We start from the raw sequence: 25,505 nt of genomic DNA on the forward strand, positions 1-25,505 counted from the left end.
TGGAATCCATTTTCATTTATGCGGGAATCTGATTCAGAACGAATATCGGTTGTAAAGCTGCGATGGAAAAGACGGGGGATATATCTGCTACCCAATCTTTTTACCACCGCAGCGTTGTTCTCCGGTTTTTATGCGATTGTGCAGGCTATGAACGGCCATTACGAGCATTCCACTATTGCTGTTTTTGTGGCTATGGTATTTGATGGCCTGGATGGCCGGGTAGCCCGTCTGACACATACGCAAAGTGAATTTGGTGCAGAGTACGACAGTTTGTCCGATATGGTTTCATTCGGGACAGCGCCCGCGCTGATCGTATATGAATGGGCGCTGAAAGATCTGGGAAAACTGGGCTGGATTGCCGCATTCATTTATTGTGCTTGTGCTGCATTGCGACTGGCTCGTTTCAATGTCACTGTTGAAGTGATTGATAAGCGATTTTTTCAGGGGTTACCCAGCCCGGCTGCGGCTGCTTTGATTGCCGGGGTGATCTGGGTAGCGCTGGATTTTCAGGTGGCCGCTGCCAATATAGCCTGGCTGGCCTGGTTAATGACGTTATTTGCCGGATTGACTATGGTAACCAATATTCCGTATTACAGCGGCAAGGAAATCAACCTGCAAAAGAAAGCTTCTTTTTTTGTGGTTGTGTTACTGCTTTTGTTTATTTTTGTACTGATTCCAAGCCACCCCCCGCTGGTATTGTTCGGAATTTTTTTATCCTATGCCTTATCCGGGTACGGTATGAAAATCTGGCGGTTCTACAAGAATAGAAAACGCAGTGAAATCCGTAAAGAATCTTGAATATCTGCCGGTTGCGCAATGAAGGTAAACACTTTATATTTGCCGGCATGATGCAATTTACTGAAACTGTCTTCTCCTTCCATTCTTTCTACTCGGCAGCCCTGTTGTTTTTGACTGTTCGACTGCTGCGCCTTGCGCGCTAATATTTCAATTATTTCTCAATCTGTCTTGAAGTATAAAGGCTGACATAACAGCCGACCGTCCTGATTCAGTCAAAATAATAGTGGAGTGGAACAATGAAAGAGCGTCTGGTTATTTTTGATACAACGTTGCGTGACGGGGAGCAAAGCCCTGGTGCCTCCATGACTATGGAGGAAAAAGTGCGTATTGCCAGGCAGCTGGAGCGCATGGGAGTGGATGTGATCGAGGCTGGTTTCCCGGCGGCATCAAAGGGAGATTTTGAAGCAGTCAGGGCAGTGGCAGAGGTGGTGAGCAACAGCACGGTATGTGGACTTGCCCGTGCCATCGAGGCCGATATCAATCGTGCCGGCGAGGCTTTGCAGGTGAATCAGAATGTGCGTATCCATACCTTTATCGCCACTTCCCCGATTCATATGAAAAATAAGTTGCGCATGTCACCTGAGCAGGTGATTGAGCAGGCGGTAAAGGCAGTGAAGTGGGCGCAGCAATATACAGATAACGTTGAATTTTCTCCTGAAGATGCCGGCCGGTCAGAGATTGATTTTCTTTGCCAGGTACTGGAAGCTGTGATCGATGCAGGTGCGCGGACGCTGAATATTCCGGATACAGTGGGATACACCATGCCGGACCAGTTTGGTGCGCTGATCCGCACACTGCGTGAACGTATTCCCAACTCTGACAAAGCCGTTTTCTCAGTTCATTGTCATAATGATCTTGGTCTGGCAGTGGCCAACTCACTGTCTGCCGTTATGAATGGTGCGCGTCAGGTGGAATGTACGATTAATGGTTTGGGCGAACGCGCCGGTAATGCTGCACTGGAAGAAATTGTAATGGCAGTACGTACCCGGCAGGATTATTTCCCGTGTGATACACGTATTGATACCACGCAGATCGTACCCTCCAGCAAGCTGGTGTCGGGGATTACCGGGTTTCCGGTACAGCCTAACAAGGCGATTGTCGGTGCCAATGCGTTTGCACATGAATCAGGTATTCATCAGGATGGCGTACTTAAGCATCGTGAAACCTATGAAATTATGCGTGCTGAAGATGTGGGCTGGGGGGCAAATAAGCTGCTGCTGGGTAAACATTCCGGCCGGAATGCGTTTCGCAGTCGCTTGAAAGATCTGGGAATCGAATTGGAATCAGAAGAGAAACTGAATGCCATGTTTATGCGCTTCAAGGATCTCGCGGATAAAAAGCACGAGATCTTTGATGAAGATCTGCATGCGCTTGTTTCAGATGAGGCTCAGGTTCCCGAGGAATATTATCGCCTGTTATCACTGGCTGCACGCAGCGAAACAGGAGAAATGCCATTTGCCCGGGTGGTGATTGCTATAGGCAACAGCGAACAGCAGGCTGAATCAGAGGGGAGTGGCCCGGTGGATGCAGCATTTCGTGCTATCGAGAAAATATTGGACAGCAGGGCAGAACTGCAGCTGTACTCTGTTAACAATATCACCAGCGGGACAGATGCCCAGGGTGAAGTGACAGTCCGCCTGCAGAAAGCCGGGCGTATCGTCAATGGGCATGGGGCCGATACGGATATCATTACAGCTTCGGCCAAGGCTTATCTGAGTGCCTGCAATAAACTGCACTCCAGCCTGGAACGGACGCATCCACAGGTTTAAGAATAAATGGGTACTTTTAAGAATCCGGCCGTGCAGAGTGTGGCAGATAAATGCAGCAGTGAATATCATGCAACACAACACCATGATTTATCTGCAGAACCCGCTGTTAGAGGTACCCGCACAATCATTGGCATAATTCAGCAGAAGTGTGTTGTTTTTTCTCTGGTATTTGCTGTTTTATGCCTGTTTGCTCAGGGGGCTGAAGCCTACGATTTCAGTTTCGAAGATAGCACAGGTAAAACTCACACTTTATCCGGCTATAAAGGAAAGTGGGTACTGATCAATTTCTGGGCGACATGGTGCCCGCCCTGTTTGAGGGAAATTCCGGACCTGTCTGAACTGTCCAGGGAAAGAAACGATATTGTTATCATCGGTATTGCCATGGAATACGATGATGCACGGGATGTTCTGAAGTTTGTGGATAAGATGACAATTCCTTATCCGGTTGTACTGGGTGACAGAGCCTCGGTTGCTCAGCTCGGCGATGAGATCTCACTGCTGCCAAGTACGTACCTATATGACCCTCAAGGTAGGCCGGCTGCCAGAAAAATCGGTCTGATTACGCGTACCGAAATTGAGAATTTTATTGGAAAGGCCCGCTGAAATAATATCAGTCAGTGTTATCAGCCTGGATTACCAGTCAGTATCACCCGTAAATCTTACAGTTACTTTGCAGCAACCTGGTAAACCCAGTTGCGTCGCCAGGCATTGAATATCAGGTTGGGATACTCGGCTTTCCCCAGGCTGCCGTTGTATCTGCCCAGTGCTCTGAAATAATCACCTTGCTCCAGATCAAGGTAGTGGCGCAGAATCGTACAGCCATAACGCAAATTGACACGCAGATGAAACAGATTGTGTTCCGGATTGCCGATCATATCCACCCAGAACGGCATCACCTGCATAAACCCGCGCGCGCCCGCAGAAGAAACAGCATATTTTCTAAAGTTGCTTTCCACCTGAATGATGCTCAGTACCAGTTCAGGGTCAAGCCCGGCGCGGGTGGCTTCGTAGTGAACAGTAATCAGGAACGCCCTGCGCTCTTCCATATTCGGGATCCGTTTTTCCAGACGTTCTGCCATACTGTCCAGCCAGTCTCTGGCTTCAGGTCCCGGAAGGGTGACAAGCATGGGTACGGCCCGGTCGCTGACAGAACGTTGCAGCACAGTGCGGGTGCTGGCCGATAGTGGCTCATAAACCTGTGCGCCAGCTGTAACTGTGCCTGGAATGATTAAAAATAATAATGAATATATCAGTCGCCACATATTTCCTTGATGACGGGAATAATTTCCTGTAATGAGAGCATACGGGGCGTTTTATCCATACGCCCCTGGTATTCCACCACTCCGTCTCGCAGATTCCGTTCGCCAATTACAATACGATGTGGAATCCCGACCAGTTCCTGATCAGCAAACATTACACCCGGCCTTTCTTCGCGATCATCCAGTAATACTTCGATATTCGCTGCACGACAGGCCTGATAAAGTTTCTCGGTTTCAGTCCGGACCTGTTCGCTCTTATGGTAGCCGACCGGGATGATTGACAGCTGAAACGGAGCGATTGCCTGTGGAAACAGAATGCCTCGCTCATCGTAGTTTTGCTCAATAGCGGCGGCAACAATGCGTGAAACACCAATACCATAACAGCCCATTTCCAGAATTCGGGTTTGCCCGGATTCATCCAGACAGGTTGCCTTCATTTTTTCTGAATACTTGGTGCGTAACTGAAAAACATGGCCCACTTCAATGCCCCGGCAAATTTCAAGTATGCCTTTCCCGTCAGGTGAAGGGTCACCTGCTGCCACGTTGCGGATATCAAAAACCTGATCCGGCAATGGCAGGTCACGCTCGAAATTGACCTGGTGCAGATGAAAGCCTGCTTCATTTGCACCACAGGCAAAATTGCTCATTTCCAGCACGGCCCGATCAGCGATGATTTCTGCTTTTATACCCACAGGCCCGAGGTACCCTGGCGGACAACCCATTTCAGCAGTGATTCTGCTTTCCTCGGCAAATTCAAAATTGCTGAGGGATGGAATTTTTCTGACTTTAGTCTCATTGAGTTGATGATCACCACGCAACAGCAACAGGTAGAATTTTTCACCAGCAGTTACGGCCAGTGTTTTAAGCGTCTGCTCAACCGGGATACCCAGGAATTCAGCCACATCCTGGCAGGATTTACGATCAGGTGTGGCAATCTTTTCCATGATTCCTGCCGGTTCTTCGCGTGGAATACCATGTGCCACGGCTTCAGCCAGTTCAATATTGGCGGCGTAGTCAGAATCGGGGCAGAAGGCAATGGCATCTTCACCGGAATCAGCCAGAACATGAAATTCATGCGATCCGCTGCCGCCTATTGCCCCGGTATCAGCAGCGACTGCACGGAATTTCAACCCGATGCGGGTAAAAATCCGGCTGTATGTCTCCTGCATGAGGCGGTAGGTCTGCTCCAGACAATCCACATTGGCATGAAAGGAATACGCATCTTTCATGATGAATTCCCGCGCACGCATCACGCCAAATCGTGGACGGATTTCATCACGAAACTTGGTTTGAATCTGGTAGAAATTGATGGGCAGCTGCCGGTAGCTTTTGATTTCACGGCGTGCAATATCAACAATCACTTCTTCATGTGTCGGACCAAAGCAAAAATCATGCTTGTGGCGATCCTGGATTTTCAGCATCTGCGGACCAAATACGTCCCATCGGCCTGTTTCCTGCCAGAGTTCGGCCGGATGAACGGCTGGCATCAAAAGTTCTAAAGCGCCACTGTTGTTCATTTCCTCGCGGATGATATGTTCGATCTTGTGTAGAATTCTCAGACCAAGCGGCATCCAGGTATACAATCCGCTGCCCAGGCGCTTGATCAGCCCGGCGCGCAGCATGAGGCGATGACTGATTAACTCCGCTTCAGCCGGGGCTTCTTTGAGTGTAGAAAGGAAGAATTGAGAAACGCGCATGATGGGATTCCATTATCATAGTAGGTGATTAGGTAATTTTACCTTGAAACCACCTTTATCCGGCGTGCTTTGGCGGGATCTGACCGCTGTGCGGAAAGGTCAGAGAGGCGAATGGCAGGAAACCTGACGATCTTGATTGCTGTAAATTTTTGTGGCTGTAAATCGTTACCAAAATATGGAAAAATTGTCGGCAATTCAATATAGATTAAGTTAAATTGACAGGTGAATCGGATGATCGACCGTAATGGATACAGAGCAAACGTCGGTATTATCCTCCTGAATTCAAAGAACCAGGTTTTTTGGGGGAAGCGTGCCAGACAAAATTCATGGCAGTTTCCACAAGGCGGGATCAAATCGGGGGAAACGCCCACCCAGGCCATGTACCGGGAGCTGGCTGAGGAAACAGGGCTGCAATCGGCACATGTGGAAATTCTGGGGAGGACCAGAGAATGGCTGCGTTACGATGTACCAGCCTGCTGGACCCGTCGTGACTGGCGTAAAAATTACCGGGGGCAGAAACAGATCTGGTTTCTGCTGCGCATGTTGGGAAGAGATTGTGATGTATCACTCAAAACCTGCGCCCATCCTGAATTTGATGCCTGGCGCTGGAACCAGTACTGGGTTGAGCTGGAGTCTGTAGTTGAATTTAAACGGCAGGTTTATCGCCAGGCATTGACAGAGCTTTCCCGATTGCTGGATTACGAGGCCGGACTGGGTAGTGATCAGGCTTACAAAGAGTTATCGGAGCCGGTTGAAGTACCGGAAGAAAAACGATCGGGCTCCGGACAAAGCTGAGCACCATTCCTGTTCGGCTGCAAGTTGTTCTGCTTTCTTATCAGGCGTAGGCGGCTGCGCCATATTAGCCGTTACAATTATTCAAATTAAAAGGAGAGTGCAATGATCAAGCGTACATTGACTGTTTCGCTGCTGTCACTAAGTCTGGGAGCAATGTTTGCATCTGCCGGTGCGATGGCTGCCAATGAACCGATACAACCGATTAAAGCGGTAACTCCGGAAAATGCCGAGGTGGCAGAGCTGGGAAAAATGCTGTTTTTTGATCCCCGGCTTTCCAAATCAGGGTTTATTTCCTGCAACTCCTGCCATAACCTGAGTATGGGAGGTACCGATAATATCAAAACCTCGATTGGTCATAAATGGCAGCAGGGCCCGATCAATGCACCAACCGTACTGAATTCCGGTATGAATCTGGCGCAATTCTGGGATGGCAGAGCTAAGGACCTGAAAGCTCAGGCTGCCGGTCCGATTGCCAATCCGAAAGAAATGGCCTTCACCCATGAAATGGCAGAAAAAGTGATTGCTTCCATTCCACAGTATCGTGCGCATTTCAAAAAGGCATTTGGTTCGGATGAGGTAACGATTGATCGCATTACAACCGCAATTGCCCAGTTTGAGGAAACCCTGGTTACACCAGGCTCAAAATTTGATCGCTGGCTGGATGGGGATAAAAATGCACTAAATCAGAATGAGCTGGAAGGCTATGATCTGTTCAAAAGCAGCGGCTGTGTCCAGTGCCATAACGGGCCGGCTGTCGGTGGGAATTCTTACCAGAAATTCGGTGTCTATAAGCCTTATGAAACTAAAAATCCGGCTACGGGCCGGATGGGCGTGACCGGTAATGAAGCAGACCGCAACGTATTCAAAGTACCAGTGTTGAGAAATATCGAATTGACCTACCCCTACTTCCATGATGGTGGGGCAGCAACACTGGAGCAGGCTGTGGAAACAATGGGAAGGATACAGTTGAATCGCGAGTTCAATAAGGATGAAATTTCCAGGATCGTCGCCTTCCTGAAAACCCTGACCGGCAACCAGCCTGACTTCAAGCTGCCTGTTTTGCCACCTTCCAACAACGATACCCCGCGCCCTCAGCCATTTGAGTAATACTGAGAAAGGTATTCCCGTCTTGAGTAGTATTAAGCAGTAACTTGCATGTACGCCTGGCTGCCTTCGTGACAGATAAGCAGCCAGGCTGTTTCGTTCCGGTATCCAAAATTCTGTACAGATCACCTGCCTGATTTCCGGGAAGCGCTGCTGTGACTGCGCTCGCACATGATTATGGGATGGCGTATGTGCCTGTATCGTAGTGATGGATTTGCTGTGACTGATTCCGGGGATTACAGCACAGCATAAAATAAACCTAAAAACCCCGGTTGATCGCTTGTTTGTTGTCTTAACATCATGACAATTTTCAACTTTATTCCCATTTTCGTATTCACCTCTCTGGTGAGTTTGCTACGAGCAGGAGTGTGCCTTTTTCCGTGCGCATGGCTGCGTTGCAACTCCTTGGAAGGGAACGACCATTTCGCGTTGTTGCGCCTTGCCCTGCATCAGGAAGAAGGCACACTCCTGCCTGTTCAACTGAGGTTTTTAGGATAAAAGAGCGGATTAATGGGTATTTTCAGCATCCTGAATCAATCTCCTTCCGGTAAAAATCTGCAGCGCCTGTTTCTGCTCAGGATTATTGCCATCATTTCCCAGATTATTATTTTCTGGGTTGTTTACAGCATCATCGAGCTTGAATTGCCATGGACGGCAATTATTCTGACAATTACCGTACTTGCGGTTCTGAATTTACTGACCTGGATCCGTTTACGTTATTCCTGGCCGGTGACCTATCCGGAATTCTTTGCGCAGCTGCTGATAGATGTTGCCGGGCTGACTGCATTGCTGTATTTCAGTGGCGGTTCAACCAACCCGTTTATCTCGCTTTATTTGCTGCCACTCACGATTGCTGCCACGGTACTGCCCTGGCACTACACCTGGATCATGGCGGCGATCACCATTTCCTGTTACACCTCGCTGCTGTTCAAGTTCATACCGCTCCCGCATGATCACCTCGACGATCACAGCCGTCACATGTTTGAATTTAACCTGCATGTCTCGGGGATGTGGCTGACATTTGTGCTGAGCACCTTACTGATCACCCTGTTCGTCGTCAAAATGAATGCTTCCATCCGTGATCGTGACAAGGAATTATCCAAATCGCGTGAACAGGCATTGCAGAATGAGCAGATCATTGCACTGGGTACGCTCGCAGCCGGAGCAGCGCATGAACTGGGAACCCCATTATCGACCATGGCTATTATCACCGGTGAGCTGCAGCAGGAATCTCCCGGAAATAGTGAATTTCAGAACAATATCCGTATCCTGCGGGATCAGATTATCCTGTGTAAACAGACATTGACCCATTTGCTGGCTGATGCCGGGCAGTCCCGGGTAGAAGAGGGGAGTGGCCAGCCGGTTGATAATTTTCTGCAGCAAGTCATTGATAAATGGCAGCTGATACGTCCTTCAATCCGGTTTACCTATCAGTGTAATGGTGTGCGCCCCGCGCCAATTATCATGAATACCCGTTTACTGAGCCAGTCTGTTTTGAATCTGCTGAATAACGCAGCGGATGCATCAACCCGGCAGGTTACCATTACCAGTTGCTGGGATGAAACACAGCTGCACCTCGAAATTCTTGATGACGGGCCGGGATTGGACGCAGAAGCAGTTGAACATGCAGGTGAACCGTTTTTTACCAGTAAAGGGCCGGGGCAGGGGTTTGGCATCGGGCTGTTTCTTGCCAACACCAATATCGAACGTTTCGGCGGAAGCGTGCGTTTATTCAACCGGCCGGAAGGCGGAGCATGCACGCATGTTACCCTGCCGGTCTTGCACGGGACAACCAGTACTTCATAACAAAAGGAGAATGCTTATGAATGATTCCATCGATCGTCCCAGTCTGCTGATCGTTGATGATGATGAGGTTTTCTGTGGTGTACTGGCAAGGGCGATGGTAAAGCGCGGGTTTGACACCACCTGCACGCACAATATCAAAACGGCGATCGAACAGGCGGAATTACTGGTACCGGAATATGCCATCATTGATCTCAAGCTGGGGAATGAATCCGGTCTGCTGCTGGTCGAGAAAATCAGGGAACTGGATCCTGGTACCCGTATCATTGTATTGACCGGATACGCCAGTATCGCGACGGCGGTTGAAGCTATCAAACTGGGGGCCACTCATTACCTGGCCAAGCCGGTAGATGCAGACGACATTATGGCCGCATTCGAGCGAACCAGTGGAGATATAGAAACACCGATCAGCCCGTACCCTCTATCAGTAGAACGACTGGAATGGGAATACATTCACCGTATCCTCATGGAAAACGATAACAACATCTCCGTTACAGCCAAGGCTCTGAATATGCATCGCAGGACATTGCAGCGCAAACTTTCAAAGAAACCGGTACAGCTGTAGTGGTTACAGCCGGCAGTTTTACAAAAGACAGAATGGGTTGCGACTGTAGCCAGGTGGTTTACGGCCATTTTGCTGTCGCAGAGAAAGCGGCTGGAAGCCGCCGGATTCTTGACAAAAACACCTGAATGTAACATCATGCACAGCTTTCCGGGTGTGCCGGAAGCCGTAAAGAGTTGCAAAATAAAGAGCAGGGAGACAAACGATCTCTCGCGTAAAAAATGCGCCCGTAGCTCAGTTGGATAGAGTACTTGGCTACGAACCAAGGGGTCGTGGGTTCGAATCCTGCCGGGCGCGCCAATAAAAAAGGTATTGCTGCCCACGTAGCCGGCGATATTTATAAAAAGTAATTCCAGTTATCTCGAGGCCAAGTAGCTCAGTCGGTAGAGCAGAGGACTGAAAATCCTTGTGTCGGTGGTTCGATTCCGCCCTTGGCCACCAAAATTCAGCGCCCAACTGTTCTCAGTTGGGCGTTTTCATTTGTGCTTCCCGCATGACACGCGGGGTTCCCGCACATTCTGCGTGTGCGACCGAGGTCCTATGGCCTGGCAGGAACATCCCCGGTTGCCCTCCGTTCCGCCCTCTCTTCTCTCGAAATCGGCGCTAACTTCTTCGCCGTGGCACACGCGGACGGCGTTTTTCGTCAATCACTTATGCGTGCGCCGACGGGAATGGTTGGCTCGCGGGTTTGCACGAGCAAAGCAGAACGGCAAACCCGCGAGGCCAGCCTCCACGTCAACCCTTGGGCGGGAACGGATCGTCATCGTAGCTGTTGCGCTCACGGATCTGGCCGTTCCGCCCTTGGATGAGCATCTCGCTCTGCTGGTTGATGGCGATGTCCCGCGCACGGTCAATCGCCTGTTGCTGCGTGTCATGGATGGAGGTGAGACGGTCGTTGCCTTCTCCCCGCACACCCCACTGATCACCGCCGTTGATGGGTACGACCCATTGGTTCTTTCCGCTCATTTCAATCTCTCCTAAAAATGAAAAAGTCAGGCTCTTGAAGTCGGCGCGAGCCAGGCGCTTCGGTGCTGAATTCATGTCATGACGTTCGCCCCCTTTCCAGTTGCCGAACACGGCATCGCATATAGTCCAGCGCGTTGCTGTGTGACGACGAGTGCCCCGTAGGCAGCCAGTCGAGCCTCGTGCTCCGGCTTGCCCTTGTCCTTCGACTTGATCTTGAACAGGTCAATCGGCTTGTCGCTCTTCTGGCCAGCGCGCTGCATGATCCTTTCGCCGTCCACCTCGGCCCCCTTGAACGACCAGAGCGCTTCGAACACCTTGGCCTGACCTTGGGTGAATCGGATTGGTGTGGACTGCACATCCTGCAGCGTTGCCCACTTGAAGTCGGCCGAGAACGGCCCGTTCACTGGCGCGGCCGGATCGGCCACTGCTGGCACTGCAAACGGCACCGAGGGGATGAAGGTGATTGCGCCGCCATAGAACGTGAAACGTTCCTCCAGTGCCAGCCATTCCACGCTGGAGCCGAAGGGCGATCCACGCGTCGTGCGCGGCCTGGGAGTGATGACCCGGATGTTGCTTCCCGCTACCCGAATACGATCCAGCAAGGTCGGCTCATGCAGCACTCTCGTCAGATCTCGGGCCAGCACGACCGGAGAGCGGCGGGCATTACCGAGCCGCCAAGCACCGTCGCCCAAGTCATCGATGTCGTCGCGGCTCTCGATGTCGAGCGCGAGGCGCATTTTCTGCCGCAGCCACTCTTCGTCCAGGGCCAACGCCGCACCGTCGCTTGCCTCGACAGGCACCTGGCCACACTCCGGGCACCGGCAGATCCGACCGCCCCGTCCATCGCCCCAGACCTGTGCCCGATGCTGCTGACAGTGGGGGCAGAGTACAAAAGACTGATCCACCACTGTTGGCCTGACGGCTTTGCCGAGCACAGATAAAGCTGATACCTCGTGTGGCGAGAACGTGGCCCGCAGCACCGGCGTGCCGCCTGCGAACAGGCGGCAAACCAGGGCCCAGGCATCATGCGTAGTCATTGGTCAGTCCTCGAAGGTGGATGAGGAACTGACTGGGTCGGTCTCCGGCGGCAACTCTTGGGCACTGAGGGTCTGGCCCTTCTGCAAGATGCCACCGCAACCAGGTAGCCTTCCAGCTGCGCCTGCATCTTGGCGTCGAACTTGTGCAGGTTCAGCCGTCCTTTGCTGGTCACTTCGATGGTGACCACCTTGGGGCGAGTCCTGCCCGGTTCGGGCGGGTAATAGAGATTGACCTGTGCCGCTGTCACCGCCCACTTACCCTCCAGCGGGCCAGGCAGCTTCTCCTTCAGCAGATCGTGCACCGAGCGTTGCTGGCTGGATTGCATCGCCGTGCATTCGATCTTCAACGCCGTGTCGGGGCTGAGCAGGGTGAGTGCCTTCAACTGCACCATCGAAAAACCGTCCTCAAAGACCTCCGGCACATCGAACCCGGTGCGCAGCATCGACAGATCCGGAGTCGGCGACTTGATCTTGTGAGCGCTTGCTTTCACGCCCAGCACATGCTCCGCGAAGGCCTCGACCAACATCTGTTGGTACTTTGCGCCGCCGCGCACCAGCGTGCGCACCACACCGGTGGACTTGGCGTACTCCAGCACCATGCGAATGTTGGGGTTGCCGACCCGGCGCTTCAGGGTCGCGCCCTCGAACTCCAGGCACAGCGTCGCCATGCCCTTGACATGGACTGACAGCAGGAACACCTCCGGGCTGCGCTCGACTAAGTGCGCCACGCTGCCGTCTCCGCATTGCGGTTCGCGCTTGTAGAAGGCCGAGATGGCGTGACGCAACGCGGTCAGATTGGCATCCGAGCCGTTTGGTTGGCGCTTCAAGCCAAGATCGTATTGCTGCGTCTGCTGCCCATGCTGCTCCTAAAAGCTGAAGTCATAGGCGCGTTCGAACAGCGCCGGGTGGTGGACGTAGAGCCAGAAGGAACGGTGGATGTCGCTTGCACACAGCGCCAAACCCGCCAGCGCAGCACCATCGGCCACGATCGCGTCCCGGCGGCCCGCGTTTGATCGCATGTACGCGCTCGCCATCGAGCGCTTGATGCAGGATGGCCTTGCGCTCGATACGCTACCCGTTGGCGAAACTCAGTGCCCTTGAGGTTCGCCTGTGGAGGCTGTCTTCGCGTTCGACGCACTGGCTTGCTTGCAACTCTGTGCAAGCTGCCCTGCAAATTCGGCCAACTGTTCCCGAATTCGCCGACCCCGCGCTTCCTCGCCCGCAAACGGCTTGCTGAACATCAGCCCAACCATTTCCTTGATGCGCTCCTCTCGTTGCGGATCACCCCCTTCGACTCCGGCATGAACGTGATAGGCGTGCCGCTGGTTCAAGGTTTCTGCCAGATCCCGATCCAGGGTCTGGCCTGCCAGAACGTAGCCAAGTTTATGCTGGTACTGTCGACTGATATCGCAGATCTGTAGCAGATCGATGTCGCCCAGGCCCTTGAGCAGGCCGTTGCGGCCAAAGGTATTGAGATCGGCCAGGGTCTCCGAGAGCTTGCCGCTGCCGATGGGTGCCGGGCCGTGGCCCTGGCATTGTTCGATGATGTGCTGCTCGATGCGCGCCGAGAGCACGAAGCGCACGTACCACGGATCAAAGTAGTGCAGGGGTAATTTCTCTGGTAATGCTCGCCAGGCTTCGCTCATGGGGATTTTGACGCCCATCGGTGCGCGCAGATCAATGCGCCAGTTTGCCGTGTCAATCTCGTCGACAAATTGCGTCAAGAAGACCTCGTCGGCAACGATGGCCTGCAGGCATTCGAATAGGTGGGCAGGCGTCTCGAAGCCCAGTGATGCGATACGCAACCCGGTGGAACCCAACAACTGCTGCAACTCCGCGAGGGCATGTTCGATCTCGACGACCGACGCGGGCGGGCGCCGCCCGGTATGTTCAAAGATGGCCATCGGTGAGAGCGCCAGATGGCTTTCGCGGTCGCTCCAGTCGCGCACGAAGGCGCAGAAGATCTTGAAGGCGAGCGCATCGACGGCCCGTTTGGTGTTCGTCTGCCGATGCTTGAAGGCCTGGATCAGGCTGTTGTCGAGCACGAGGTAGATGGGCCCCTGCAATTCGTAGGCCGAGGCATAGCGCGAGCCGAACCACAAGGTCAGATCGAAGCAGCGCAGAATCGCACCATCGTCGAGTCTTTGCAAAGCGGTGCGCAGCCGGTCGGCCAGCCGCTGATGTTTCTTGTTCGTCATGCTTTTTCCCCACTGTCTGGGATCGAGGAAGTGAATTCCTCGAACTTGCCGCTGGCCAACAAGGGCAAGGGGATCTCACGAAGCTCCCAAGCCCAGCGGTAGGCATGGCCCAACATCTGATCCAGTGTTGCCTGCAATTTCTGCAGTTGTTCGGAGCTTGGCGCGGGTGCGCACACCAATCGTGCCGTGATGGCGTCCGCAGCGGTCTGCTCGAACTGGTACTGGCGTATTTGCGGGATGGCGTTCAGCATTCGCTTGGTGTCTAATACCGGCCAGAACAGCTTGCCCTCGGGGTTCATGGCCATGTTGCGGGTGCGTCCCATGACCCGGCGCAGGGTAGGCAACCCCCGGCCGCAGGAACAGGCGGGGCCGACCTCGGCCCAGTCATGTAGCGCATAGCGAATCAACGGCATGGCGAAGTTGTGCAGATCGGTCACCACCACTTGGCCGATTTCGCCTTCCCGGCAGGGTTGCCCCATCTTATTGAGCATCTCGACCAGTAAATGTTCGGATTGCACGTGCAACAGGCCGCTGTCCGGACATTGCAGGGCGATAACGCCGATCTCTTGGGCGCTGTAGAGATCGGTCAGTGGCATGCCCAAGACTTGCTGGCACTGTTCGCGCAGTGCCGGGGTGACCGCGCCGCTGATGGTGCGCACCTCGCGCAGGCGCGGCAGGGTGACGGCCTCATGGCGCATGTGCGTCAGCAAAGCATCCAGGTTGGCCGGATAGGTGAGCAGGATGTCGGGATTGACGCCCTGCAACCAGCGTGACTGGACTTGCACATCGGTCGAAATCGGCAAGTGCCAGGCCGGGCCGCTGCGTAAGATGCCGCCCCATCGCTCGGGCTTGGTGGAATCCACCGGCTGCGGAAACTGGCGGATGATGGCCATCGTGGCAGAGAGATCACGCCGATGCCAGAGATGGTCGCGCAGCGTGGCCGCTTGCCAGAAGAGCTGGGTGAGCGCCGTGCGCCGCACCGTCACGGGTTCAGCCGTCGACCCGCCTGTCGCAATGTCGAATGTCTTGCCGTGGGCGCGCGGATAGGTGGCAGCCCGTATGGCATCGGCGTGCGTTTGCAGATCTGTGCGGGTCAGCAGCGGAATGTCGTGCCAATTGGCCAGACCGTTGGGAAGCCGCTCGCGATAGAAGGCGCAGTGGCGACGCGCATGGTCGAGCAGCACACCCAGTTGTCGATTCTGTTGCTTGCGCAAGGCCCCAGCCGACAACCACTGTGTGCTTTCCATCTGGAACAGCAAGGCCAGCACGGCGGCATCGCGCGCACCGACCACCGCTGGCCAGTGGACGCTCGGCACCTGGCTGGGCAGCGCGCCGGTCAGCGTCGACTGCCGTGGGACATCATTCATCGCTCCCGGCCAGCCTCGTGCCAGGCCTTTTTCACGGGCGACAGCAGATATTCCGCCACCGTGCGGTCGCCCAGCAGGATTTCCGCCGTGGTCTGCATGCCAACCGACAGCGGGTATTTCACACCATCCGTTTCCAGCGCGCTGGCATCGAGCGTCACCAGCGCCTTGTAGCGCAGCGGACGTTGCCCGGCGCCTTGCAGGCCCTTGTCGCGGGCTTCTTCTTCGCTCTGGGCATCGGCGCTCACGTGTTCGACGGTGCCTTGTCCCATGCCGTATTTCTGGAAGGTGTAGGCGGCAAACTTGAGCTTGACCGGCTGACCCGGTCGCACGAAGCCGATGTCCTCGTTCGACACCCAGACCTCGGCCTTGAGCTTTTCTTCTTGGGGCACGAGGCTGGCCAGCACGGTACCAGATTGCACCACGGTGCCGGAGGTGTGCGTGGCTAGATCCTTGATCACGCCGTCCTGCGGAGCTTTCAATTCCAGGAGTTCGCGCCGGTGTTGCTGCTTCTCCTGTTCCCTGGACAGTTTGTCGAGCTGCGCTTGGGCCTCATTGCGCTCGGCGTGCAACTGCCGCAGATAATCGGCCTTGATCTGCTTCAACTTCTTCTGCGACTGGTCGATGCTGGCCTGGGCAGAGGCGATCAGGTGGCCTTGTGTGGCCAGCTCCTGCTCCTTCTCGATGCGCTCGCGGCGTTTGTCCGAACCCATCAAGCCACCGGCGAAGCCCTCCTTGACCAGTTTCTCGTATGCCTTGTCCTGCTCGCGGTAGTGGGGCAACACGGCTTCCAGGCGTGTCTTCTGCTGGCGAGCTGCGGCCAGTTCCTGTTGCGCCTTGACCAAACGGCTGTGTTCCTCGGCGAGCGCTGCTGCCAGAGCATCGCGGTTGGCCTGGTACTGAGCGGCGGTTTCTCGCAGAAGTGCTGAGGGAGCCTGAATGTCCGGCTGAAAGGGTATGCCGCCAAGCTCGGCGTCGATGCGGGCCAGCTGAAGGCGTTTGCGGACGTATTCGGTGGTGATGGCGTCCAGATCGGTGTTGGTGATCAGCGCATCCATGCGCATCAGGGTCTGTCCGGCGCGCACGGTTTCGCCCTCGCGCACCAGGATTTCCTTGACGATACCCGCTTCCGAGGGCTGCACGATCTTGAGGTAGCTGGCCGGTACCAGCTTGCCGTCGGCCATCGCCACGATATCCAACCGTCCCAGCAGCGCCCAAACGATGAGAAAGGCGACCAGTGCTAGGATGGCCCACAGCACCCGCCGCCCCTGCGGGTGCGGCGCGCTGTGCTGCAAACGAATCAGCGGCGGATGGAAATCCTGATGATCGCTGTGGGCGTGTTGGATGAGGGACTTCAATGAAGGCATGCCGGGGGGCTCTCTTGGGGTTCTTGGGTCTTCCAGGTGCTGTCAGTGTTCCAGCCATCGAGAAACGTGCGTTCGATGAGGAACAGGCTTTGTTCGATGGTCTGGCTGGGCGAGTAATCGGCGTGGCGACTCCGGAACGAACGGGCAGCCTGCCGATACGCGGGGTTGCCGAGCAGTTCCTGCAGTGACGCGGTGACGCTGGCCGCATCGATCCGGCCACCGAGCAATTTGCCTGCCCCCAGAGCCTCCACCCGATGGGCAAAAAGCGCCTGCTCGACATGCCGGGGCCGCATCGCCAAGGGCACACCAGCCAGCAAGGCCTGAGTCGTGAAGCCGCTGTTGCCATAGCTGACGGCCAACTGTGCATCAGGCAGCAGCGAGGGCAGATCGACCGGTGCCAGCGCAATGCGCAAACACCGCGTGGCGCAACGCTTCGCCATCTCGGGCTTCATGCCGGGCGCGATGCACAGCACCTCGGCATCCAGCCGGGCGAGCGCCTGCATGATCGATTCGAAGCCCGGTACGGCGGGTCGCAGGTAGGCCAGCACGCGTGAGCTTTCCTTGCTTTGCCAGCCAACACGCAAGGCTTGGGGCACCGAGACGATGGGCCCGACATAGCGCCCATCCGGACGCGCTCCGTAGTGGTCAAGCTCGCCAAAGGTGTCCAGGATGTCGTGCGCGCCAAACAAGTCGCGCACACGCACCGTCTTGGTGTGGCCCAACGCCTTCTGCGCAGAGTCCAGTACATGGTCAAGCCTGGTCTCAGCCGTGGTGAGCGCCTGATCGGCTACCGCATCCCAAGGCCGAATCGAGGGCCAGGGGGACACGGAGGGTGGAATTGCAAAGCCATTGCCGATGGACAGATACGGGATTTCGGCGAGCCGTGCCGCCAGCAAGGCCGTCGGCGCATGGTCGGCGACCAGCACATCCGGGCGTACCAACGAAAACACCCCCTGCCAGGCGTTCAGCCGAGCAGCCACATCCCGCGCATCCGCAAACCCGCTGACGTGTAGTACGTCGGCATAGTTCACCGGTGGGCGGCTGCCTGTACCCGCCTGCGGGGTCAGCGGCGCGGGCAACACGGTGATGCCGGGCGCAAGCCGCTGTCCGACCGGTAGCCGAACGTCCTTGAGCGCCAGTGTCGCCTCGTGCCCACGCGCCACGAGCCCTTCGGCCAACCGCAGGCACTGGGCGAGGTGCCCGAAGGCCTCACCCAGTGCCCACACGATCAGGACGCGCGCCATCGGCAGGGGTGACGGCTTACCATGACAGCTTGCCCACCCCTTCTTTGATGCCGCTAAAGCCCTTGAGCTGGGTGCCCGTATCGCAGGCGGCCAGCGACATGGCATCGACGCCGCCGCGTGCGCCGTGGGCACCGCCCTGCATCCAGCCAGCCAATCCGGAGAGATCGGCCCCCTGGTTGGCGTGGCTCCACGCAGGCGCGCTCTGGCGTTCTGCATCGAGCCGGTTCAGAGCATGGGTCAATTCGGCCCAGTGGCGCTCCACATCGTGGTTGCCCTGGCCTTGACCCGCCTGCTCGGATGCCTGTTGTTGCTCGCCCCATTGCTCGAACCAGCGGCGATCCAGCGCAGGCAAGGCAGAATGGTGCGGCTGGTCGGACTTGTCGTCGCGCTTGAAGCCGTCCAGGAAACGCCCCAAGGGGTCATCATCACGGTCGCCGCCGTGTTTGCGATCCGGGTGTCCCGGCGAGGTGCCCGCACCGTCGTTGATGTCGCCACTGTGTCCGGGGGGCGGCGCATCCGCGCCGTTGCCCACACCTTCGTTGCCGTGACTAGCGGTCGGTACCACCGTCTTGCTGCCAAAGCTCACCCTAAAGTCATCCGAGGCGGTCGAGCACTCGCCATGGCCATCGCTGGCGGTGACACGCACATCGATGCTGCTCTTGGCATTGGCCGGGGCGGTGCCGCTGAAGATCTGCATCGCAGCGTCGAACTTGAGCCAGCTCGGCAGTGGCTTGCCGTTGGACAAAGTGGCCGTGTAGCTCAGCGTGTCGTTGCGGTCGGCGTCACGGAAGCTGTCTGCGGGCATCTGCCACGAGAATGCCTTGCTCTTGGCCAGTTGAACATCGGAGAGGCAGCGCACCAGATCCGGCGTGTCGTTGGTGCCCTGTACGGTTACCGTCAATGCACCGCTGCTGCGCTGTGTGCCGTCGCTGGCCAGGTAGTTGAAGGTTTCCGTGACCGTCTCGCCCGCGCTCAAGCCCTGCACCTTGGACGAGCAATCGTCGAGCACATAGGCGTAGGTGCCGTTGGACAACAGGGTCAGCACACCGTATTCGCCGCGCCGGATACCGGGGTTGGCTACTGAGAGGCGTTCACCTTCCGGATCGCGGTCGTTGGCCAGCACATTGCCCCAGGTGAAGAGCTTGCGATCCTCGATCAGATTGGCCGTATCCGGCGTGGTGACCGGTGCCTGGTTGCCGCCGCCCGATTCGACCGCCAGGGTGAAGCTCTGGCTGGCCGCAGCACCCGCCAGATCGGTGGCGGTGACCCGCAGGGCATAGTTGCCTGCCGAGGCCGGGGTGCCGCTGAAGGTGCCGGTGGCCGTGTCGAAGGCGAGCCATGTGGGCAGCGCGCTGCCGTCGGACAAAGTGGCCGAGTAGGTGAGCGCATCGCCCACGTCGACGTCACGGAAACTGTCTGTGGGTAGCGTGAAGCTGAAGGCGCTGTCTTCGAGGGCACGCAGGTCTGACAGGAGTGTGCCAACTTCGGGTGCGTCATTGGTGTTTTGCACCGTGACGTGGAAGCTGTGCAGGCTCGATGCGCCCAGTGTGTCCATGCCTTGCACGATGACGTCGAACTCGCCTACGTCGTCGTTGTCCGGTGTGCCGAACAGGGTGCGCGTGGCGGTGTCGTACTGCAGCCAGTCTGGCAGCGTCGTGTAACCAGAGACAGTAACCCGAGTCAGGATGTCGTCGCCATCGGCGTCAATGAAGAGGTCGTCGGGTAGCACCAGACTGAAGGCTGCATCTTCGAGCACCACCTGATCGTCGATGGAATTGGCGACTTCCGGTGCGCGGTTCGTGAACTCGCGCAACGTGACGGCAGTGCCATCGGCAAACTCGAAGGTGTCGATTACCGTGCCGCCGTCCGCGCCAGCCGGGGCGTAGTTGCTCACCCGCACTACATCGCCATTGGCGCCGTAATGGATGAGCAAGTCGTCGCTGTCGACTTCCAGCTGCACGTCGTCGCGGACAATGCCTTCACCGAAGGTGAGCACGTTGCCGATGCCCGCGTCGAGGTCATCCTCAATCACGTCTTCGCCATCGCCCAGGTTGACCACGTAGGCGTCACGCTGAGCACCGCCACGCAAGACATCGTTGCCCAATCCGCCAGTGAGCACATCTTCACCGTCGCCCGATTCCATGACGTCCTCGCCGTCGTAGCCGTAGAGTCGGTCACCGACGTTGGTGCCAGTGAGTGCATTGCCACCGCTGTCGCCCTCGACCACGAAAGTCCAGGACACCAGGGTGGCGTAATCCACCGCCGTGCCGTCGGCGAACTCGAAACGTTCGATGGCGTGGCTACCCAGCACGTTCTGCGGATCGAAGCCGGTCAGACGCACCATGTCGCCATCGTCGCCGTAGGAGATGAGCAGCACATGGCCGCCGTTGCCGTCAGTCTCGAAGCGCAGGTTGTTGCGCAACTCGTTCGAGTCGATGCCAGGACCGAAGCGCAGCACATTGCCGGCATCTTCCTCAGCCACATCATCGATGGTGACGACGCCGTCGCCCAGTTTCACGACGTAGGTGTCGTTGCCACCTTCGCCAGCCAGCCAGTCGCCACCCGGTGTCGCTTCGATCAGGTCGTTGCCGTCGCCGCCCCAGACACGATCCGTGAGGGTGGTTCCCTTGAGGGAGTTACTTTCTTCCGTACCGACGATATCGAAACCGCGTGTGAGCAGTTCCTCGTAGCCGATTTCATCGCCTTCCAGGCCAAAGCGGAAACGCTCCACGGCACGAGGCCCCAGCGGGTTCTGCGGATCGAAGCCCGAGAGACGCACGCGGTTGCCGGTGTTGTCGAGGTCAAGGATCAGGAAGCCTTCAGCGTCATAAGACAGGCGCACATCATCGAGGGTCGTACCCTCGGGCAGTACCAGCGTGTTGGGTGCATCACCGTTATCGCTGTCGATGAGAGTGTCGCTGCCTGCATCGGCGTCGATGAGGTAGAGATCACCGCCCGCGCCGCCGCTCATGGTGTCGTCCGCCTCGCGGCCCTCGATCCAGTCGGCCAGCGCCGTGCCGGTCAGCACGTCGTCGTTGGGCGTGCCGATGATGCGCACGCCACGCGCCAACAAATCTTCGAACGATAACGTCACGCCATACCAAGACAGGTTGATTTCCGAAACCGGGGTCTGCATGCCTTCTGCGCGCGGGTCGAAGCCTGCGAAGCGGACTACATCGCCCTCATCATTCAAGCGCAGCAGCAGGTCGCGTCCATCAAACTCCAGGTGAAGATCGTCGGCATTGAATTCGCCTTCGAGTTCGATTCGGTTGAAATCCTGCTCGCGCCAGGTTTCGGCGATGAGCGTCTCGGCGGGGCGCCTGCCCCATTCCTTGTAGATGCGGTAGGTGTCAGAACCCGCGCCGCCGACCAGGCGATCTGCGCCGCCCTGGCCGTTGAGTGTGTCATCGCCGTCGCCGCCGATCAGGGTGTCGGCAAACGGCGTACCGTCGAGCCAGCCGCCTTCATCGCCCGCCGTCTCGGTCTTGCCCGTGGGTTCGATGTTCTCGGCCACGATCTCTGTGCCGTCGGCAAAGCGGATGATGTCCACCGAGTGGGTCTGCGTGGCTCGATTCGGCTCATAGCCCCTCAGGATCACCCGGTCGCCGGGCTGGGTGGCGAACTCGATCACCAAATCGCCGTTCTGCTCCGAGTAGCGCAGGTCTTGCGGACGTATGCCGGGGCCGAAGGTGAGGATGTTGGGCGCGTCGTCGACGATAGTGCCACCGTAACCGCCTTCGCCACCACCATAGCCCCAGTTGAGTACGCGGTGATCGTCGTCGATAATCACTTCGCCGTGGCCGGGCTGATACACGTAGGTGTCGCCGCCCCATTCACCGAAGAGTTGGTCATTGCCGGTGCCGCCGGTGAGTTGATCTGAGCCCCAGCCGCCGTAGATCACGTCGTTTCCGGCATTGCCCTCCAGCACGTCATCACCATCGCCGCCGTGGATCAGGTCGTTGCCGTCACCGCCGAGGATGGCGTCGTTGCCAGCCAGCCCCAGTGCAATGTCATTGCCCGCACCCGCGTTCAGTGTGTCGCCATTGAGCGTGCCGTAAAGCACGTCATCGCCGTCGGTCGGGGTGTTGTTGGCAAGATTGGCAGAAGCGAACAGATCGCCGGACTGCGCGTAGGCCACAGCCTCCAGATCACCCGCCGGAGCCACCGCGCCGGTCAGCTCGAAGCCCGTGCCGTCGAAAGCCAGCGGCGCATCGGTCGTTGCCGACAGCAAAGCGCCCGCATGGGCCTGCAGCCAGCCCGCAAGGTCGAATACACGCGTCTTGCCGTCCGCGTCGATGAACTGGATGCGCTCCAGATCGCCCGGCAGATCGTTGATGCGTGTATCGTCGAGCGTGATGGAACCGCCTGCGCCCGCGTCCAGCAGCAATACCACCCGTCCATCGCGATCCAATGCTACGGAAAGCATCGCTGGCGTCACCGTAGCGCCGAAGGACAGGGTGTCCATGCCTTCGCCAGTGCGCAGCGTGTCCTTGCCGCCGCCGTGGTTGAAAACGACCACATCGTCACCTGCGCCGGTGTTGAGGTTGTCGTTACCCGCTTCTCCGGCAACCAGATCCTCACCCGCGCCAGAGTAAACACTGTCGTCGCCGCTGCCAGCAGACACCCGGTCATTGCCCGCTTCAAGATGGACGTTGTCGTTGTTGCCGCGCGCCTGCACGGTGACCGACTGGCCGGTGTAGTCGTAAATGTCATCGTCGGCCTGGCTTCCGACGAGATTGGTTGAATCACCCCAATAGCGTTGCTGCCAGCCCATCTTGCCGCCATCGGCACGGGCAATCACATCGGCCAGTGTCCATTCAGTGCCGTCGTCAAAACGGAAATGCTGGAGCGCGTTGCGACCCAGGTCATCCCAGTTCTCGCTACGAACGACCAGCGCATCATTGCCGCCGATGCCGATGACTAGGTTGGTGTAGCCAACATCGCCCGCCTGGCCGCTCCAGCTCGAATCGCCCAACTGCACCGATACATCTTCCGGACGGATACCCGGTGCAAACACCACCGTGTCGTTAGCCACCGCCAGGCTTGCGCCCAGGGCGTTGTCCAGCCCCATGCCCGTGGCAACGCGGTAGCTGTTATTGCCTTCGCCGCCATAGAGCCAGTCGCGGTCGGCACCGCCGTCCAGCGTGTCATCACCCGCTTCGCCATAGAGCTGGTCGCTGCCCGCGCCGCCTTCGAGCACGTCGTTGCCTTCGCGACCATAGAGGGTGCTGTCCTTCTCGGTGCCGACGAGTGCGTCCTCGCCCGGCGAACCGTAGAGGATTTCTGCACCTTCGCTGACATTGAGCTTGGCGAGCACATCGCTCGCGTTCAAACGTGCGCCGTTGTCGAAGTCGAAGCGGTCGATGCGCTGCCAACTGTTCAGCCAGTCCTTGATACGCACCGCGTCGCCTGAAGCCGTAACGGTGGCGATCAGGTCGTTGCCGTCGCGGGTAAAGCTCACGTCGTTTTGGCCGATGCCAGGTTTGAACAGCACGCGGCCATAGGTTGCTTCGATCACGTCCTGACCATCGCCAGTGCCAAAGCGGTAGATGTCATAGCCGCCCAGGTTCTGGAAGCGGTCGTTGCCCGCGCCGCCGTTGAGCGTGTCGTCGCCGTAGCCGCCGACGATGGCGTCGTCGCCATCGGTCGCCGCCAGTGCCCGCGCTTGCAGATCGGAGCGATCCCATACCGTGCCGTCGGCAAAGCGCAGTTGTTCGATACCCCGCTCGGTTGGCCAGGTATCGGCCTGCCCGCGCACGGTGAGTTTGCTGCCGTCCGGCAGGGTGACAGCCATGTCGCCCTGCAGCGTCCAGCGTACGGTGACATCGGCAGGCATCACGCCAGAGGATAGTTCCACGGCATCTTCGCCAGCGGTGTAGCCCTCGTTGATCACGTCCTGGCCGTCGCCCAAGCCAAAGCGGTAGGTGTCGGAGCCCGAGCCGCCTTCCAGCGTATCGTTGCCAGCACCGCCCACTAACACGTCATCTCGGCCATTGAAGCCACGCAGTACGTCATTTCCGGCTTCACCGAGCAGGCTGCGGGACTTGATCGCCTCCGCATCCCACAGCGTGCCATCGGCAAAGGCGATTTCCTCGACCGCGTTGCGATTGCTTTCATTGAAATGGTTCTTGACCGTCAGGGTCTCGCCCGTGTCGCGGATCGTGATGCGCAGATCATCATTGACCTGCCAGCCGTTGACCGTGCGCACCCGCTCCAGCCGCACATCGGAGGGCAGCACGCCCGCCTTGAATTCGATGCGGTCGGTCTCACCTTGCTGCCAGGAGTCCTCAATGATCGTGTCGTTCCCGTCACTACGACCGAAGTGATAGGTGTCGCCTTCGCCGTTCCCGTCGTACACTTGGTTGCCCCAGCTGATAACACCTCCGCCGCGCAACACGTCGTTGCCTGCACCGCCATCCAGGATGTCACGTCCAGCGCCGCCGAGCAGCACGTCATCGCCACCCTGGCCAGTCAGCACATCCGCCGCCCGGGAGCCAATGATGGTTTCCGCCTCTTCGCTACCGGCAAAGAGAATGGCTTGCACGTTGGCATAGGACAGCACCGTGCCGTCAGCGAAGGCAATGCGCTCGATCAGATAGGGGCCATTTGCGCCATTCCATGTTTCATCGAAATACTGCTTGAGCGTCACCTGGTCGCTGCTGCCGCGAATGGCCAGCACCAGATCATTGCCGCTGCGAATGAACTTCACGTCCGCCGGTGCCACGCCTTCTTTGAAGCGCAAGGTATCGCTGTTACCGGCGATGTAGTCGCTGTCGATCACCGTATCCTGGCTGTCTCCACGACCAAAGAGGTAGGTGTCGTTGCCGTTGGCAGAGACTTGCGGCGTGGTGTTGCGCTCGACCCGATAGCTGCCATTCTCGTAAATCCAGTTCCAGCTGGTGGAGCCGATCAGCAGATCATTGCCCGCACCGCCATCGATTACGTCATCGCCGCCGTTGCCAATCAGCGTGTCGTTGCCCGCCTGGCCAGCGATCGCATCCCCTGCGGAAGAGCCGTGGATCACGTCGTCGTTCTCGGTGGTGGCGGCCACGGTGGCGCGTAGGGCGTCGTCGTGGCTCCATACTGTACCGTCGTCGAACACATACTGGCCGACACCGTTCAGCCCCCACCAGTAACCGCCGCGCGGCACGGACAGCATCTCGCCGGTGTCGACGATGCTGAAGACGAGGTTGTCGTTGTAATCGGCGGTGACCTGCATGTCCGCCGGTGTCAGGCCCAAGAGGCGCACGGTGTCGCGCTGTACGCCATTTTCGGCGTAGTCGCTGATGGTGTCGTGGCCGTATCCCCGCCCGAAGACGTAGGTGTCGGCGCCGGATTCGCCCACCAGCACATCATTGCCCGCACCACCGGAGATTAGATCGTCACCCGCGTTGCCGTAAATGTGGTCATCGCCGCCCTGGCCGAACAGGCGGTCGGCGCCGGCGTAGCCATAGAGACGGTCGTTGCCTTCGTCTGCCAGCACGATGTCGGCTTTGTCGGTGAGCCCGATGTTATCGTCGCCCGCAGTGAGTCGGCGCACCT

At 57.4% G+C, this 25,505-nt stretch carries 18 protein-coding genes and 2 tRNA genes; 9 read left to right on the forward strand and 11 right to left on the reverse strand.

Annotated features, from left to right (window positions below; translation table 11 throughout):
* Positions 1-18: 18 nt before the first annotated feature.
* The 3 genes from pssA (at position 19) to IT527_RS09595 (ending at position 3,170) form a co-directional block, all read left to right on the forward strand.
* Positions 19-798: a CDP-diacylglycerol--serine O-phosphatidyltransferase gene (pssA, locus tag IT527_RS09585; RefSeq protein WP_292968399.1), complete on the forward strand. Its 780-nt coding sequence runs from the start codon at positions 19-21 to the stop codon at positions 796-798.
* A gap of 236 nt (positions 799-1,034) precedes the next feature.
* Complete coding sequence (locus IT527_RS09590) at positions 1,035-2,567, forward strand: 2-isopropylmalate synthase (RefSeq protein WP_292968401.1); 1,533 nt, start codon at positions 1,035-1,037, stop codon at positions 2,565-2,567.
* 6 nt (positions 2,568-2,573) lie between these two features.
* Positions 2,574-3,170: a TlpA disulfide reductase family protein gene (locus IT527_RS09595; protein WP_292968404.1), complete on the forward strand. Its 597-nt coding sequence runs from the start codon at positions 2,574-2,576 to the stop codon at positions 3,168-3,170.
* 62 nt (positions 3,171-3,232) lie between these two features.
* Here IT527_RS09595 and IT527_RS09600 read toward each other — a convergent pair whose 3' ends face one another.
* Entirely contained in the window at positions 3,233-3,829 is a 597-nt protein-coding gene (locus IT527_RS09600) for a lytic transglycosylase domain-containing protein (RefSeq protein ID WP_292968406.1), read from the reverse strand.
* Entirely contained in the window at positions 3,817-5,523 is a 1,707-nt protein-coding gene (locus IT527_RS09605; RefSeq protein ID WP_292968408.1) for a proline--tRNA ligase, read from the reverse strand. Before IT527_RS09605 ends, IT527_RS09600 begins: the two co-directional genes overlap by 13 nt.
* Positions 5,524-5,754: 231 nt before the next feature.
* Between IT527_RS09605 and IT527_RS09610 the strand changes: the two genes are divergently transcribed.
* The 6 genes from IT527_RS09610 to IT527_RS09635 all read left to right on the forward strand — a co-directional run bounded on the left by IT527_RS09610 (position 5,755) and on the right by IT527_RS09635 (position 10,228).
* On the forward strand, positions 5,755-6,318 hold the full coding sequence (locus tag IT527_RS09610) for an RNA pyrophosphohydrolase (protein ID WP_292968410.1): 564 nt from the start codon (positions 5,755-5,757) through the stop codon (positions 6,316-6,318).
* A 102-nt stretch (positions 6,319-6,420) separates the two neighbouring features.
* Positions 6,421-7,425 carry a cytochrome-c peroxidase gene (locus tag IT527_RS09615; RefSeq protein ID WP_292968412.1) on the forward strand — a complete coding sequence of 335 codons (1,005 nt, stop codon included), beginning with the start codon at positions 6,421-6,423 and terminating at the stop codon, positions 7,423-7,425.
* A gap of 507 nt (positions 7,426-7,932) precedes the next feature.
* Positions 7,933-9,228, forward strand: coding sequence for an ATP-binding protein (locus IT527_RS09620; RefSeq protein ID WP_292968414.1), 1,296 nt, complete (start codon positions 7,933-7,935; stop codon positions 9,226-9,228).
* Between the two features lie 10 nt (positions 9,229-9,238).
* Complete coding sequence (locus IT527_RS09625) at positions 9,239-9,790, forward strand: response regulator transcription factor (protein ID WP_292968416.1); 552 nt, start codon at positions 9,239-9,241, stop codon at positions 9,788-9,790.
* A gap of 220 nt (positions 9,791-10,010) precedes the next feature.
* A tRNA-Arg gene (locus IT527_RS09630) sits at positions 10,011-10,087 on the forward strand.
* Between the two features lie 65 nt (positions 10,088-10,152).
* Positions 10,153-10,228: transfer RNA gene (locus tag IT527_RS09635), tRNA-Phe, on the forward strand.
* Positions 10,229-10,522: 294 nt separating this feature from the next.
* Here IT527_RS09635 and IT527_RS09640 read toward each other — a convergent pair.
* The 9 genes from IT527_RS09640 to IT527_RS09680 form a co-directional block, all read right to left on the reverse strand.
* Positions 10,523-10,753 (reverse strand): DUF2188 domain-containing protein, encoded by a 231-nt coding sequence (locus tag IT527_RS09640; protein ID WP_363278186.1) that lies wholly within the window; start codon positions 10,751-10,753, stop codon positions 10,523-10,525.
* 71 nt (positions 10,754-10,824) lie between these two features.
* Positions 10,825-11,790, reverse strand: a complete 966-nt coding sequence (locus IT527_RS09645; RefSeq protein WP_292968421.1) for a hypothetical protein — start codon at positions 11,788-11,790, stop codon at positions 10,825-10,827.
* On the reverse strand, positions 11,787-12,617 hold the full coding sequence (locus tag IT527_RS09650; RefSeq protein ID WP_292968423.1) for a hypothetical protein: 831 nt from the start codon (positions 12,615-12,617) through the stop codon (positions 11,787-11,789). Before IT527_RS09650 ends, IT527_RS09645 begins: the two co-directional genes overlap by 4 nt.
* A gap of 39 nt (positions 12,618-12,656) precedes the next feature.
* A complete protein-coding gene (locus tag IT527_RS09655; RefSeq protein ID WP_292968425.1) occupies positions 12,657-12,809 on the reverse strand; it encodes a hypothetical protein in 153 nt (50 codons plus the stop codon).
* 69 nt (positions 12,810-12,878) lie between these two features.
* On the reverse strand, positions 12,879-13,988 hold the full coding sequence (locus IT527_RS09660) for a hypothetical protein (RefSeq protein WP_292968428.1): 1,110 nt from the start codon (positions 13,986-13,988) through the stop codon (positions 12,879-12,881).
* A complete protein-coding gene (locus tag IT527_RS09665; protein ID WP_292968430.1) occupies positions 13,985-15,355 on the reverse strand; it encodes a hypothetical protein in 1,371 nt (456 codons plus the stop codon). Before IT527_RS09665 ends, IT527_RS09660 begins: the two co-directional genes overlap by 4 nt.
* A complete protein-coding gene (locus tag IT527_RS09670; RefSeq protein WP_292968433.1) occupies positions 15,352-16,710 on the reverse strand; it encodes an HlyD family type I secretion periplasmic adaptor subunit in 1,359 nt (452 codons plus the stop codon). The genes IT527_RS09665 and IT527_RS09670 overlap by 4 nt, the downstream gene beginning before the upstream one ends.
* A complete protein-coding gene (locus IT527_RS09675) occupies positions 16,707-17,963 on the reverse strand; it encodes a nucleotide disphospho-sugar-binding domain-containing protein (protein WP_292968435.1) in 1,257 nt (418 codons plus the stop codon). The genes IT527_RS09670 and IT527_RS09675 overlap by 4 nt, the downstream gene beginning before the upstream one ends.
* A gap of 16 nt (positions 17,964-17,979) precedes the next feature.
* Entirely contained in the window at positions 17,980-25,473 is a 7,494-nt protein-coding gene (locus tag IT527_RS09680) for a calcium-binding protein (RefSeq protein ID WP_363278188.1), read from the reverse strand.
* Between the last annotated feature and the right edge of the window lie 32 nt (positions 25,474-25,505).

This window comes from Nitrosomonas sp. (assembly GCF_020852615.1).
Taxonomy (GTDB): domain Bacteria; phylum Pseudomonadota; class Gammaproteobacteria; order Burkholderiales; family Nitrosomonadaceae; genus Nitrosomonas.

What these genes read in the sequence shown, in the direction of transcription:
- pssA (WP_292968399.1), top strand. Translation starts at nt 19, where the DNA reads ATGCGGGAATCTGATTCAGAACGAATATCGGTTGTAAAGCTGCGATGG.
- IT527_RS09590 (WP_292968401.1), top strand. Translation starts at nt 1,035, where the DNA reads ATGAAAGAGCGTCTGGTTATTTTTGATACAACGTTGCGTGACGGGGAG.
- IT527_RS09595 (WP_292968404.1), top strand. Translation starts at nt 2,574, where the DNA reads ATGGGTACTTTTAAGAATCCGGCCGTGCAGAGTGTGGCAGATAAATGC.
- IT527_RS09600 (WP_292968406.1), bottom strand. Translation starts at nt 3,829, where the DNA reads ATGTGGCGACTGATATATTCATTATTATTTTTAATCATTCCAGGCACA.
- IT527_RS09605 (WP_292968408.1), bottom strand. Translation starts at nt 5,523, where the DNA reads ATGCGCGTTTCTCAATTCTTCCTTTCTACACTCAAAGAAGCCCCGGCT.
- IT527_RS09610 (WP_292968410.1), top strand. Translation starts at nt 5,755, where the DNA reads ATGATCGACCGTAATGGATACAGAGCAAACGTCGGTATTATCCTCCTG.
- IT527_RS09615 (WP_292968412.1), top strand. Translation starts at nt 6,421, where the DNA reads ATGATCAAGCGTACATTGACTGTTTCGCTGCTGTCACTAAGTCTGGGA.
- IT527_RS09620 (WP_292968414.1), top strand. Translation starts at nt 7,933, where the DNA reads ATGGGTATTTTCAGCATCCTGAATCAATCTCCTTCCGGTAAAAATCTG.
- IT527_RS09625 (WP_292968416.1), top strand. Translation starts at nt 9,239, where the DNA reads ATGCTTATGAATGATTCCATCGATCGTCCCAGTCTGCTGATCGTTGAT.
- IT527_RS09640 (WP_363278186.1), bottom strand. Translation starts at nt 10,753, where the DNA reads ATGAGCGGAAAGAACCAATGGGTCGTACCCATCAACGGCGGTGATCAG.
- IT527_RS09645 (WP_292968421.1), bottom strand. Translation starts at nt 11,790, where the DNA reads ATGACTACGCATGATGCCTGGGCCCTGGTTTGCCGCCTGTTCGCAGGC.
- IT527_RS09655 (WP_292968425.1), bottom strand. Translation starts at nt 12,809, where the DNA reads ATGCGATCAAACGCGGGCCGCCGGGACGCGATCGTGGCCGATGGTGCT.
- IT527_RS09660 (WP_292968428.1), bottom strand. Translation starts at nt 13,988, where the DNA reads ATGACGAACAAGAAACATCAGCGGCTGGCCGACCGGCTGCGCACCGCT.
- IT527_RS09665 (WP_292968430.1), bottom strand. Translation starts at nt 15,355, where the DNA reads ATGAATGATGTCCCACGGCAGTCGACGCTGACCGGCGCGCTGCCCAGC.
- IT527_RS09675 (WP_292968435.1), bottom strand. Translation starts at nt 17,963, where the DNA reads ATGGCGCGCGTCCTGATCGTGTGGGCACTGGGTGAGGCCTTCGGGCAC.